The following is a 12887-nucleotide window of genomic DNA, read 5'->3' as shown; positions in this document are numbered from 1 at the left end:
CGGCAGGTCCGGGAACTTAGCCTGCAAGATCGTTTGAAATATCAACGAGCTCCTGCATCCGCATTCCTGGCCAGCCGTGGACCATCTCCACCCACTGCTCCGGGACGCTTTCCAAGCCAGTGGCCGCGCCGATAAGCGATCCGGCGATGGCTGCCACGGTGTCGGTATCCACGCCTCCGCGAACGGCAGCTTCCACCACCGGAACCAAGCGGGCTTTCCCGTCCACCGCATCGGCGGTGGTGATGGCGCTCCAGGCCGCCTGGAATGCTTCAACAACCCAGCCATTGTTGCCGAAGTCCCGAGGCCGTTGGGTTTCGGCCTGCCCGATGCGCTGTTCCCACACGTGGGCGCGATCTGGCTTGAGAAGCTCAAGCCCGATGCGAATATCAAGTTCTCCGGTGAGCACCGCGTGCTGAATGGCGACGGTCCACAGACCGCACGCTTCAGCGGCTTCGTCATCGAAATGGGTCAGCTTGCTGATGGCCGCCGCTGCGTCGAATGCGGCGGCAGGCGTTCCGGACAGATAAGCCAGGGCAACCGGTGCTGTGCGCATCAGGCTGCCGTTGCCTCCTGAGCGGCCGGTTCGCCTGTGGATCTGCTCGGAACCGGCGAGCGCGTCTGCGGTGTTGGGTTCAGTTCTCCCGTCAGCAGACGCGGTGCTCTGGGCGAAGGCGAGGACGGCACGGGTCTGGTTGCCGATGTCCGGTGCGTTCACCGCCCATCTGGCCCATTCGCGCACCATGTAATCGCTTGCGGCGCCATCAAGCTTGCCGTTGGAACCCAGCAGGCCCTGGGCAACGACTATCGCCATCGAGGTATCGTCGGTCCACTCCCCGGGTGCAAAGTTGCCCAGCCCTCCGCCGATCATGTCCACTTGCGCGGAATCGGGCAACGGCGCATTGAATTCATAGCCCGCGCCTAGGGCGTCGCCGGCAGCCATGCCGGTCATGACCCCGAGAATCCGATCTAGCACTTCTACTGGATATGCCATGCGTGCCTTTCTATGGGTGGTCGCCAAGGCAGCGAAGAACTGCCCAGGTTCACTGTACCGATGCGCAGCGACACCATGGCAGTCCGCGCGGTTTCGGATTACCGCAGCCACAAATGGCCAATGCCCTGCAGGAACCGGGTTCCTGCAGGGCATTGGCCGTCTTGGTTTGGGTCACGGTGTCAGGGCGAATCCAGGTGATGGCGGGGTCGTCGGGTCTGAGGGGTGCCCCGGTGGCGGTTGCGTGGGATCCAGCGGGCCTGGAGGCGCCATCGGGCCATCCGGGTGCGAAGGGCTCGGCGGCGCATCCGGGTGGGATGGGCTTGGCGGTGCGTCGGGAGCCGGCGGCTGCGCAGGAGGCTCAGGCTGGTCGGGAATACTCGGATCGCCCTGCATCGGAACACCTGATTCGTCTAAATGATTCATGGGAGCCTTCCTTACCTTCCTTCATATCGATCCGACCATTCAACGACGGATCACCGATGCGATGCAACGGCATTCAGGCTTCGCAAAGCTGGGACAGCAACAGGCCTGGGCGGAAGCTGCCCAGCCCACCTACAAGAGCAGGCGCACGATCGGTGTCGCGATGAGGATGGTCAGGACAACGCGCACGAACCAGATGGCAACCATTTGCGGGATGTTCAGCGGAATCTGCGTTGCCAGGACGCATGGCACCAGTGCCGAGAAGAAGATGATCGCCGAGACGCAAACAATGGCGATCACCATGCGCAGCTCGATCGATTCATGTCCCGCAACCAGGGTCGCTGGCAGGAACATTTCGGCGATGCCGGTCGCCGACGCCTTGCCGGCCAGTAGCGGATCTTCCAACCCGACGATCCAGGCGAAGGGCACGAACAGGTAGCCCAGCCAGTCGAAGACCGGAGTGAAGCGTGCCACCACCAGCCCGAGCAGTCCGACGGAAAGAATGGATGGCAAGATCGCCATCGCCATTTTCAGTCCGTCCCACACATTGGCGCCGATGTTCTTGGCCAGCGACGGTGCCCGCCGAGAGGCTCCCAGAGCTTCGTTCCAGGCCACGCGTGCGCGGTTGCCAGTGACCACCTGTTCCTTGTCGTGCTCCATGCCCAGGTACGTGGTGTCCGGAACCCGGCTCAGCGGCGGAATGCGCACCGAAATGGCAGTCACCGCAAAGGTGACGACCAGCGACAGCCAGAAGTACAGGCTCCAGTGGTCCATCAGATCCAGCGCCTTGGCAACGATCACCATGAAGCTGGCTGACACCGTGGAAAAGCCGGTAGCGATAATGGCCGCTTCGCGTCCGGTATAGCGCCCACCGCGGTACATGCGGTCGGTGATCAGCAATCCCAGCGAGTAGCTGCCAACGAAGGACGCCACGGCATCCACGGCCGAACGGCCTGGGGTACGCCAAATCGGGCGCATGATCGGCTGGCAGAAGACGCCGAGGAATTCCATCAGGCCGTAGCCCACCAGCAAGGCCAGGAAGATGGCCCCCACGGGAACGATCAGGCCTACGGGAATCACCAATTTTTCCAGCAGGAACGGCCCCATGTCCGGATCGTTGAGCCATGCTGGAGCGAAGTCGAACAGCAGGGAGCAGCCGACAACCAGGCCGAGGATGTTCAAGAACGCGAAGACGCCCCGGACCTTTGATGCCTTCCAGCCACCGGTGGCGAAGGGAAGAACCGTTCCGCAGACGAGCATCAGCAAGATGATGTACGGAACCACCGGTGCCGCGGCCGTTTGGATCCAGGTAATCAGGTGATCCAGCGGGATGGTGCTCTTGCCGTTGATGGTGATGGGCAGGAAGAAGAACACGATGCCGACGAGGCTGTAGACCATGAATCGCAGAACGACTGGAAACGTGCCTTGGGTTTCAACGCTTGAAGTTGTCATTGGATACCGCTTTTCGATGAGGACAGGGCCGTCAAAATGAATCGATGCGATATCCAATACAACGCGATCTTCGACCGTGAATGTGAGCTGGATCGCTTTTCATGTCCGGGGTTTCAGACTTGCTTTCGATCAGCTGTGCGGATGGAAGAAAGCCCACAGGATGACCGGCCCACTTTTCATGATTCTCATAGGACTAGTCTGTAGGATCGATATAGTCTGCATAGATCCTGCATCTAGCTTTCGGCTGAAAACTCGCGCTCAAGTACGTCTTGGCGCGATGCAGGGAATAACCTAGGGAGTATACATACGCAGCCCTGGGCACTTTCCCATCGGCACAGACGTTTCAACGCAGTACGCAGCATATAGATAGTCCAGCAGAAACGAAGGCACCATTTTGAACGGCAATGCCACCTTTAAGCACCACAACGTTGCGCTTTTATCAGTGAACAGCGTTCTCGCACCAGAGGTGGTGAGCTCGGCAGAATTCGATGAGCGGCTGGCTCCTAGCCTGAAACGCCTGCGCCTGTCCAAGAAGCTTCTGGAACGTGTCTCCGGTGTCAAGGAACGCCGTTGGTGGTCCGACGGTGTCGGCTTTGACGATGCCGCGATCATGGCCGGCAAAAAGGCCCTGGATGCCGCTGGTGTCGACGCCAGCAGCATCGGACTGCTCATCAACACGTCGGTGACCCGCCGCAACCTGGAACCATCGGTGGCCTCCAAGGTGCACAACGGCTTGGGCCTGCCCTCCTCTGCCATGAACTTCGACGTGGCCAACGCCTGCCTCGGTTTCGTCAATGGCATGAGCCTGGCGGCGAACATGATCGACTCGGGCCAGATCAAGTACGCCCTGATTGTTGCCGGCGAAGATTCCAAGCCGACCCAGGAAACCACCTTCCAGCGCCTGAACGCCGAGAATTCCACGCGCGATGACTACATGCGTGAATTCGCCACCCTGACCCTGGGCTCCGGTGCCGCGGCTGCGGTCATCGGCCCGGCCGATGCGCACCCGGATGCGCACCGCATCCTCGGCGGCGTCTCGCGAGCCGGCACCGAGCACCACGAACTGTGCGTCGGAGGCCCCTCGGGCATGTACACGGACACCAAGGGCCTGCTGGACAACGGCCTGGAACTGGTGGTGAACGCTTGGAACGAAGCCCATCAGTCGGGTTGGAACTGGAAATCCATGGACCGCTACGTCACCCACCAGGTGTCCAAGTCCTACACCAACGCCATCATCAAGGCCGTCGGACTGGTCAAGGACCGCGTGCCGATCACGTTCTCCAAGTGGGGCAACGTCGGTCCGGCTTCCCTGCCGATGACCCTGTCCCAGGAAGCTGATTCGCTGAAGAAGGGCGACCGGGTGCTCTGCATGGGCGTCGGTTCCGGCCTGAACACCGCGATGATGGAGATTGCCTGGTGACCGAGCTGTTCCCCGGTGTAGATGCAATTTACTCGACGTATCTTCAAGTGCCGTCCACCTCGCAGGTTGACACCCCGGGCAGCACGCACCGGTGGCACATCCTGGACAACCATGAAGAACTCCAGCAACGTGGCATCGATCCGGTCGGCACCCTGCTGTGCGTGCATGGCAACCCCACCTGGTCCTACCTCTGGCGCAGCCTGCTGAACCACGTCAGCGCGCACTCATTGCCGTGGCGCGTGGTGGCAGTCGACCAGCTGGACATGGGCTTCTCCGAGCGGACCGGCACCTTCCGCCGCCTGGCCGACCGGGTCAACGACCTGGGCGACCTGACCGGCGCGCTGGGGCTGACCGGCAAGGTCACCACCGTGGGCCACGACTGGGGCGGCATCATTTCCCTGGGCTGGGCCGTCTCCCATCAGGAGCAGCTGGAAAACGTGGTGCTGACGAACACCGCAATCCACCCGGCAGGCTTCGAGCTTCCCGCCGCGCTGAAACTCGCCTCCCACCCTGCGGTGCATTCCTGGGGCACCAAGACCTCCCCTGCTTTCTTGCGGGTCACCCACTCGTTGGCGCAACCGGCCTTGGCCCCTGAGGTCCGCAAGGCCTTCATGGCCCCGTACACCAGCGCCGCGAAGCGCGATGGAGTTGCCAACTTTGTCGCCGATATCCCTTTCTCCCCCGAGCACCCGAGCCGCCCTGCCCTGGACGAGATCTCGCAGGCCGTGCGCTCGCTGAAGGTGCCGGCCCTGATGCTCTGGGGCCCGAAGGACCCGGTCTTCTCCGACCGGTACCTGCGCGATCTGCTCTCCCGCCTGCCGCACGCCCAGGTGCACCGCTTCGAGGGCTCCAGCCATCTGGTGGGCGAGGACAACGACATCGCCGCCCCGATCTTCCAGTGGCTTGCCGGCGAGAAAGAATCCAGGAACACTTCGCGGGCCGAATCCCTGGGCGATTACCGTCCGATGCTTGCCGAACTCGATTCGCGCACCAATGACCATTCGGCAGCTGTGGTGGACATCAACCCTGCGCGCTCGCTGTCCTGGGCCGAGCTGGGTGAGCGGGTGAACGCCCTGGCCACCGGCTTGCGCCAGATCGGGGTGAAGGCCGGAGACCGGGTGAACCTGCTGGTGCCCCCGGGCATCGAGCTGACCTCGCTGATCTATGCTTGCCTGCGCTTGGGCGCGGTCATCGTGGTGGCTGATGCAGGCCTGGGCGCCAAGGGCATGGGACGCGCCATCAAGGGTTCCGGCCCCCGCTTCCTGATCGGCATCGAGCGTGCCCTGACCGGCGCACGGCTCTTCGGCTGGCCAGGCACCAGGATTTCTGCAGACAACCTGCCAGCTGCCAAGCGCAAGCTGCTGGGCGTTGCCCACACCCTGCCCGAGCTCTATGCAGCCGGCGGCAAGGCAGCCACCGGATCCTCGGCCTTCGAGCCGGCCGACCCGGATGCCGACGCGGCAGTGCTGTTCACCTCCGGCTCCACCGGCCCGGCCAAGGGCGTGGTGTACACGCACCGCCAGCTGGCAGCCATGCGCGATACCCTGCGCGAAACCTACAACCTGAAGGCCGGTTCCGCGCTGGTGGCAGGCTTCGCGCCGTTCGCGCTGCTGGGTCCTGCGCTGGGCGCCACCTCGGTCACCCCCGACATGGACGTGACCGCCCCGCGGACCCTGACCGCCACCGCCTTGGCCGATGCGGCCGCCGCCGTGCACGCCACCACGGTCTTCGCCTCACCCGCGGCACTGGCCAACGTGCTGGAAACCAAGGATGCGCTGGACCAGGTCCAGCGCAAGACCCTGGAAGGGGTCTCGCTGATGCTTTCGGCCGGGGCACCGATCCCCGAACCATTGCTGGCCAAGGTGCAGGAACTGGTTCCGCAGGCAAAGGTCCACACCCCCTATGGAATGACCGAGGCCTTGCCGGTCACCGATATCGACCTTCCCGGCATCCGCACCGCCGGCCAGGGCAATGGCGTGTGCGTCGGCACGGCTGTCGCCGGGGCCACGGTTGCCATCGCGCCGATTGATGCGTTGGGCGTGGCCGGCGATAAGCCGGAATTCACCCCGAATGCCACAGGCGAGATCCTGGTTCGTGCGCCGCACGTCAAGGACCGCTACGACCGCTTGTGGATCACCGAACAGCACAGCAGCTCGATCCCCGGCTGGCATCGCACCGGCGATGTCGGGCACCTGGATGACCAGGGGCGGCTCTGGGTCGAGGGCCGGCTGGGCCATGTGCTGCGCACCGCCACCGGCGCGATTACCCCGGTGGCCGCCGAGCACGCTGCCGAGGCGGTCGCCGGGGCCGGCCGTGCCGCGCTGGTTGGCGTGGGACCCGACGGAATCCAGGCAGCAGTCGTCGTCATGGAGACCGTGCCCCCGGCCCGCAAGCCGGGCCCGGCCAGCAGCGAACTGGCGCGCCAGGTGCGCTCCGCGGTCGCTGCCACCGGCACCGACGTGGCAGCCGTGCTGGTAGTGCCCAACCTGCCGACGGATATCCGCCATAATTCGAAGATTGACCGTGCCGCGCTAGCCGGCTGGGCCGCCGCTACACTCGCCGGTGGAAGGATCCGCAACCCGTGAGTGCTCCTGAAACTGCTTCGACCCCGCGCCGCGTGCTGGTCACCGGCGCCAGCGGCATGCTCGGAGGCGCCGTGGCACAGCTGCTGCGCGACAAGGGCCACCACGTGCGCACCTTCCAGCGTGGCGCCTCGGCCGGGGCCACCGACGAAGTCCGCGGTTCGCTGACGGATCTGGACGCCGTGGCTGCTGCCGTAAAGTCCATGGATGCAGTCATCCATCTGGCGGCAAAAGTCTCCTTTACCGGCCAGTGGGAGGATTTCGTCGCCACGAATATCGACGGAACCAGCAATCTGCTGGATGCCTCCAAGGAATCAGGCGTCAAGGATTTCGTTTTCGTTTCCTCGCCATCGGTAGCCCACTTTGGCGATTCGCTGGCCGGTGCCGGGGCCGGCGAAGCCGATCCGCAGCAGGCGCGTGGATTCTATGCACGTTCCAAGGCGGCCGCCGAGCTGGAGGCCCTGGGCAACGATTCGCCCGAGTTCCGGGTGGCAGCCATCCGCCCGCATGTGGTGTGGGGGCCAGGCGATACCCAGCTGGTGGAGCGGGTCATCGCGCGGGCCAAGGCCGGACGGCTCCCGTTGCTGGACCATGGCGCGGCGTTGATCGACACCACCTATATCGACAACGCGGCGGCTGCCATCGTTCGCGGCTTGGAGCGCATGGACCACGCCCATGGACGTGCCCTGGTAGTCACCAATGGCGAACCCCGTCCGGTGGGCGAATTGATTGCCGGCATCTGCCAGGCCGGCGGGGCCCCTGCCCCGAAGCTCAACGTTCCGGGCTGGCTGGCCCGCGGTGCCGGTTCAGTGATCGAGAAGTTGTGGCTGGCCGCCGGTTCGCGCAACCTCGTGCACGATGAGCCGCCGATGACGCGTTTCCTCGCCGAGCAGCTGTCCACCGCGCACTGGTTCGACCAGCGCGAAACCCACGAGGTTCTCGATTGGAAACCTGAAGTCACCATCGACGAGGGACTGCAGAAGCTCACCGCGCACTACCGGAACTAATTGGCCTGCAAGGCGCCCGGCAGCCGCCTCGACGTCATCTGCTTTCTCCGATTCCGGCCCCGCCATGGCGCTGGGATATGTTGGTTCAATGCGCAAGAAGATTTCCTACCAGGGCGAGGCCGGCTCCAACTCAAACATGGCCTGCATGCAGCGTTTCCCCGAGATGGAAGCCATTCCGTGCGCCAGCTTCGAAGATGCCTTCGCCATGGTGGAAAACGGCGAGGCCAAGCTGGCAATGATTCCGATCGAGAATTCCATTGCCGGCCGCGTTGCCGATATCCACGTCCTGCTCCCCGAGTCCGATCTGCACATTGTCGGCGAGCACTACCTGCGGATCCGCTTCGACCTGCTCGGGCTGCCTGGCAGCAGCATCGCCGAAGCCACCGAAGTGCATAGCCACATCCATGCGCTGGGCCAGTGCCGCAAGGTCATCCGCGAGCACGGGCTGACCCCGGTGATTGCCGGCGATACCGCAGGTTCGGCGCGCGAAGTGCGCGACTGGAATGATCCTGCCAAGCTCTCGCTCGCACCTCCCATGGCGGCCGAGCTGTACGGCTTGGAGGTACTGGCCTCCGGGGTCGAAGATGACCAGACGAATACGACCCGCTTCGTAGTGCTCGCCCGCGAGCAGCAATTGCCGCACCGTTCGCAGCTTCCGGACTCGGTGATTACCACCTTGGTGTTCCAGGCACGCAACGTGCCCAGCGCCCTGTACAAGGCATTGGGCGGATTCGCGACGAACGGCGTGAACATCACCCGCCTGGAAAGCTACATGGTCGGTTCGTCCTTCGCCGCCACCACCTTCATGGTGGACATCGAGGGCCACCCCGAGGATTTGCCGGTGCGCCTGGCTTTGGAAGAGCTGGAATTCTTCACCTGGGAAATCAAGATCCTCGGCACCTATGCGGCCAGCGAGCATCGTCAACGCAATTCGGCGGCATTCGTCTAGGCCAGGTTCTGGGGAACTATGCCCGCCAGGAGTAGCGGCGTTCGGGCCTGCCGACTCCGCCATAGCGCAGATTCACCTGCGCCAAGTTCTCTTCGGCAAGATACTCCAGGTACCGGCGAGCGCTGACCCGGGAGGTTCCGAGCTTTTCAGCCGTTTCGGTAGCCGAGATGGGTTCGGCGGCTTCCTTGACGATGTTCTGGACCAGCTCCATGGTTTCGGCGCTGCAGCCTTTGGGCAGCGGGCGGCGCTGCTGTCCGGCGAGGCCGAAGAGCCTGTTGACGTCGGCCTGCTGCAGTTCCTGGTCGGTGGCCTGCCCCAGCGGCTGGTAGGTCTTGGCGTAGTGCTCCAGGCGCTCGCGCAGGTCCTCGCGCGAGAAGGGCTTCATCAGGTAGTGGACAATCCCTCCGCGCAGCGCACGGCGCACGGTCTCCATTTCCCGCGCCGCACTGATCACCAGGACGTCGAGTTCCGGCTGGACTTCGCGCAAACGCTGCAACAGGTCCAGTCCGTTCATGTCGGGCAAGTGGATGTCGAGCAAGATCAGATCCGGAGATAGCGCGGCGGCGGCCTTGAGCGCGTCGCTCGCGGAGTGCGCCACGCCGACCACGGTAAATCCCGGCTCGCTGTTGACGAACCCTGCGTGCACCTTGGCGACCATGAAGTCATCGTCGATCACCAGTACTTTGATCACTTCTTGCTTCCTACTTCCTGAGCGTGGCGGTAAACCGGGCACCGTGGTCACTGGCTGCGGCCAGCTCCCCGCCGCGGCGCCGGCACACGAGGCGGCTGATCGCCAGGCCGAAGCCCCGGCCGCCGGAGACCGAGCTGTCCTTGGTGGAGAAACCCTGGGTGAAGATCTCGTCGATGGCATCTTCGGCGATCCCTTCTCCATTGTCGCTCACGATGACGCGGACCAGCTCGTTGGTTTCCTCGATGCCGACCTTGATTTGAGGCGTGGATGCGGAGATGGCCGCGTCCATCGCATTGTCGACGAGATTGCCGATCACCGTGGTCAGATCCCGCGCCAGCTGGTCCTCGCACCGGCCCAAGGCCGAGTTCGGCACCATCGCCAGCTGCACCCCGCGTTCGGTAGCGACGCTGGACTTGGCAATCAGCAGCGCGGCAATCGTGGGTTCTGCGATGCAGGCGGAGACGTCCTCGAAGATCTTGCTCCGGCTGAAGCTCACGCCATCGATGAAGCCGATGACCTCGTCGTATTCCTCGAGCTGGATCAACCCGGAAATCGCGTGCAGCTGGTTGGCGAATTCGTGGGTCTGCGCCCTGAGCATGTCGGCAGTCGCTTTGCTGTCGCCCAGTTCCTGCTCCAGCAGGGTCAGTTCGGTCTTGTCGCGGAAGGTGGTGACGGAGCCCAGGTCCCGCCTGGCGGTCTTGACCGGCATGCGGTTGAACACCAGGACCCGCTCGCCGACAAGGAATTGGCGGTCGGGCTGCTCCTGGCTGGTGTTCAGCGCGTGCCGCACCTGCGGCGCCACCTCCAATTCGTCCAGGGTCTTGCCGACGCAGTCATGGGGCAGTTGCAGCAGCTCGACGGCGATGTCATTGGCCAGCATCACCCGGCTGTCCGGAGACACCGAGATGATGCCTTCCTTGACTCCGTGCAGCAGGGCCTCTCGGTGCTCGAACAGCTCCGCGATTTCGCCCGGTTCCATCCCGCGGGTCTGGTGCTTGACCCTGCGGGAGAGCAGTACCGAGCCGGTGGTGCCCAGCACCAGGGAAATGAGCAGGGTGGCCAAGGCGCTGGGAGCGATATCCTGGATCATTTCGCCGGTACTGGGATAGCTTTGGCCTGCGCTGACAATGCCGACCATCTTCCCGTCGTCATCCAGCACCGGTACCTGGGCAATCAGCACATGGTTGCCATTGCGCCAGATTTCCCCGGTCCATCCGCGGCCTTCGGCGACAGCGGATTCGGGGTGCAGGATCGAGGTTCCCACTTCATCGGGGTAGCTGGAGGTGATGACGGTGCCCTGGGGATCGGCGATGATCACGAATTGCAATCCCGAGGTGCTGCGTACCGATTCACCCATGGCAGGCAACGCCGAGCCCATTTCCGGCTCCGCTTGCGGAAGCAGAACGCGCAGCAGCGGGTTGGCGGCCAGCGATTCGGCTGCCGAGAGGCTGCGGCGCCCCTCGATCTTCTCGAAGTTATTGGTGGCCTGGGTCAGCGCGACCGTGATGACTCCTGCGAGCACCACGGCGATAATCAGCAGTTGCAGGACCAGGTACTGTCCGGCCAGGGTCATCCTGCGGCGCGGGTACAGCTGAGCGAGAAATAAACGCATGGACTTCATTGCCTCGCCCCCAAAATTCCAGAATTCCACTGCGCCCACGGCAAACCCCCGCTGGGCGGCTTGCAGCTGGCACTGTGCTACCTTATCGAAGATTTGAATGGTTCAGATCACAATTTCTGGTTACACAATGAACAGTATTTTCTTTGAGTACGCAAGAGTGACTTGCTTCACCATCGCACATAGGTTGGAATCACTCGCAACCCCGATGAAAGCAAAGAGGCTGAGTCAACATGAAACCATTCAAGTCCTTCCGTGCGCTGACGGCGCTGGCCGCGGCTGCCGCGCTTGCACTGACCGCCACCGGCTGCGGCGTGACCTCCGAGACCTCCAGCACCGACGCTGCAGAGTCCAAGGGCCCAATCGCGAACCTTCGCATCATGGTGCCGAACACCCCAGGCGGCGGCTACGACACCACCGCCCGCGTTGCTGCCAAGGTGATGGATGACGCGTCGCTGGCCAGCAACCCAGAAGTCTTCAACCTTGCAGGTGCCGGCGGTACCGTCGGCCTGGCCCGCATTGTCAACGAGAAGGGCAACGGCGATCTGGCCATGCTCATGGGCCTGGGCGTGGTCGGTGCCAGCTACACCAACGAAACCGACGCCAAGCTGACCGAGACCACGCCGATTGCCAAGCTCATCGAAGAGCCCGGAGCGATCATGGTGTCCAAGGATTCGCCATACAAGACCATCGATGACTTGGTGAAGGCCTGGAAGAAGGATCCGAGCAAGCTCTCGGTCGGCGGCGGCTCCTCCCCTGGCGGACCGGACCACCTGCTGCCGATGCAGCTGGCCGAAGCCGTGGGCATTGATCCCAAGGACGTGAACTTCGTATCCTACGACGGCGGCGGCGATTTGCTGCCTGCCATCCTGGGCAACAAGCTGGCCTTCGCGGCCTCCGGTGCCGGCGAGTACATGCAGCAGATCGAAGAGGGATCCGTGCGCGTGCTGGCCACCAGCGGCGAGGAGCGCCTCGAAGGCGTGGACGCTCCAACCCTGAAGGAATCGGGCATCGACCTGGTGTTCTCCAACTGGCGCGGCCTGGTGGCTCCGCCGGAGATCTCCGAAGAGGACAAGGCCAAGTGGGTCAACCTGATCACCGAAATGCATGATTCGGCCGAATGGCAGGAAGCCTTGAAGACCAACGGCTGGAGCGATGCCTTCATGACCGGCGATGAGTTCTCGGCCTTCCTCACCGAGCAGGACGAGCGCGTTGCCAACGTCCTGAAGACCCTGGGTCTGGCGTGAGCGAAGTAAGCACCGCAAAGAAGAAACGCGTCGAACTCCTGTTCGCCGCGTTTCTTCTTCTCGTCGGAATCATCGTGTTTGTTGATGCGTCGCAGCTGCATGTGACGTACTCCCAGGCAGACGTGGTCGGCCCCAAGGCCCTGCCCTACGTCGTCTCGGGCATTCTTGTTCTTTCAGCCATTGCCTTGGCCATTACCGTGATGCGCGGAAACCTCGCCGAGGGCGAAGAAGGCGAAGACGTGGATCTGAGCCAGCCCTCGGACTGGAAGGTCCTGCTGCCGCTGATCGGCGTCTTCGTGCTGAACCTGCTGATCGTGAACTGGGCCGGCTGGGTCATCTCGGGAACCATCATGTTCTTCGGTGCGGCGACCTGCCTGGGCGCCCGGCGCTGGGTTTTGACCCTGGTCATTTCCCTCGCACTGGCTCTCGGCTCCTTCTACGGCTTCTACCTTGGCCTGGGCATCAAGCTTCCGGCCGGAATCCTCTCGGGGGTGCTGTAAGTGGAAACTC

Annotated in this window: 11 protein-coding genes; 6 read left to right on the top strand and 5 right to left on the bottom strand. The window is 63.5% G+C overall.

Annotated elements, in window-relative coordinates; translation table 11 throughout:
* Positions 1-16: 16 nt before the first annotated feature.
* The 3 genes from BKX98_RS07885 to BKX98_RS07880 all read right to left on the bottom strand — a co-directional run bounded on the left by BKX98_RS07885 (position 17) and on the right by BKX98_RS07880 (position 2863).
* Positions 17-991, bottom strand: coding sequence for an ADP-ribosylglycohydrolase family protein (locus BKX98_RS07885; protein WP_073706770.1), 975 nt, complete (start codon positions 989-991; stop codon positions 17-19).
* A gap of 171 nt (positions 992-1162) precedes the next feature.
* A complete protein-coding gene (locus BKX98_RS16800; protein ID WP_141357491.1) occupies positions 1163-1414 on the bottom strand; it encodes a hypothetical protein in 252 nt (83 codons plus the stop codon).
* Positions 1415-1543: 129 nt separating this feature from the next.
* The gene (locus BKX98_RS07880) at positions 1544-2863 is read right to left on the bottom strand and encodes a YjiH family protein (protein ID WP_073706769.1); all 1320 of its coding nucleotides are present in this window, start codon (positions 2861-2863) and stop codon (positions 1544-1546) included.
* Positions 2864-3257: 394 nt separating this feature from the next.
* On the opposite strand from BKX98_RS07880, the gene BKX98_RS07875 reads away from it, so the two are divergent.
* The 4 genes from BKX98_RS07875 (at position 3258) to BKX98_RS07860 (ending at position 8821) form a co-directional block, all read left to right on the top strand.
* The gene (locus tag BKX98_RS07875) at positions 3258-4283 is read left to right on the top strand and encodes a 3-oxoacyl-ACP synthase III (protein ID WP_038989634.1); all 1026 of its coding nucleotides are present in this window, start codon (positions 3258-3260) and stop codon (positions 4281-4283) included.
* Positions 4277-6868: an alpha/beta fold hydrolase gene (locus BKX98_RS07870; RefSeq protein ID WP_073706768.1), complete on the top strand. Its 2592-nt coding sequence runs from the start codon at positions 4277-4279 to the stop codon at positions 6866-6868. The genes BKX98_RS07875 and BKX98_RS07870 overlap by 7 nt, the downstream gene beginning before the upstream one ends.
* Entirely contained in the window at positions 6865-7872 is a 1008-nt protein-coding gene (locus BKX98_RS07865; RefSeq protein WP_073706767.1) for an NAD(P)-dependent oxidoreductase, read from the top strand. The genes BKX98_RS07870 and BKX98_RS07865 overlap by 4 nt, the downstream gene beginning before the upstream one ends.
* An 88-nt stretch (positions 7873-7960) precedes the next feature.
* A complete protein-coding gene (locus tag BKX98_RS07860) occupies positions 7961-8821 on the top strand; it encodes a prephenate dehydratase (RefSeq protein WP_073706766.1) in 861 nt (286 codons plus the stop codon).
* Between the two features lie 16 nt (positions 8822-8837).
* Here the strand turns inward: BKX98_RS07860 and BKX98_RS07855 are convergent, their stop codons facing one another.
* Together BKX98_RS07855 and BKX98_RS07850 are read right to left on the bottom strand one after the other, a co-directional pair.
* Positions 8838-9512, bottom strand: a complete 675-nt coding sequence (locus tag BKX98_RS07855) for a response regulator (RefSeq protein ID WP_073706765.1) — start codon at positions 9510-9512, stop codon at positions 8838-8840.
* 10 nt (positions 9513-9522) lie between these two features.
* Complete coding sequence (locus tag BKX98_RS07850; RefSeq protein WP_369826771.1) at positions 9523-11124, bottom strand: ATP-binding protein; 1602 nt, start codon at positions 11122-11124, stop codon at positions 9523-9525.
* A gap of 239 nt (positions 11125-11363) precedes the next feature.
* On the opposite strand from BKX98_RS07850, the gene BKX98_RS07845 reads away from it, so the two are divergent.
* Both BKX98_RS07845 and BKX98_RS07840 read left to right on the top strand, forming a co-directional pair.
* Positions 11364-12377, top strand: coding sequence for a tripartite tricarboxylate transporter substrate binding protein (locus tag BKX98_RS07845; RefSeq protein ID WP_038989642.1), 1014 nt, complete (start codon positions 11364-11366; stop codon positions 12375-12377).
* A complete protein-coding gene (locus tag BKX98_RS07840; RefSeq protein WP_038989643.1) occupies positions 12374-12877 on the top strand; it encodes a tripartite tricarboxylate transporter TctB family protein in 504 nt (167 codons plus the stop codon). Before BKX98_RS07845 ends, BKX98_RS07840 begins: the two co-directional genes overlap by 4 nt.
* Positions 12878-12887 lie beyond the last annotated feature (10 nt).

The organism is Glutamicibacter sp. 0426 (genome assembly GCF_001906485.1).
Lineage (GTDB): Bacteria > Actinomycetota > Actinomycetes > Actinomycetales > Micrococcaceae > Glutamicibacter > Glutamicibacter nicotianae.
Note: the sequence above shows the minus strand (reverse complement) of the source record. Positions and strands in the feature narration are given on the sequence as shown.

Coding starts and splice junctions, on each gene's coding strand:
- BKX98_RS07880 (WP_073706769.1), bottom strand. CDS start 2,863: ATGACAACTTCAAGCGTTGAAACCCAAGGCACGTTTCCAGTCGTTCTG.
- BKX98_RS16800 (WP_141357491.1), bottom strand. CDS start 1,414: ATGAATCATTTAGACGAATCAGGTGTTCCGATGCAGGGCGATCCGAGT.
- BKX98_RS07845 (WP_038989642.1), top strand. CDS start 11,364: ATGAAACCATTCAAGTCCTTCCGTGCGCTGACGGCGCTGGCCGCGGCT.
- BKX98_RS07850 (WP_369826771.1), bottom strand. CDS start 11,124: ATGCGTTTATTTCTCGCTCAGCTGTACCCGCGCCGCAGGATGACCCTG.
- BKX98_RS07860 (WP_073706766.1), top strand. CDS start 7,961: ATGCGCAAGAAGATTTCCTACCAGGGCGAGGCCGGCTCCAACTCAAAC.
- BKX98_RS07885 (WP_073706770.1), bottom strand. CDS start 991: ATGGCATATCCAGTAGAAGTGCTAGATCGGATTCTCGGGGTCATGACC.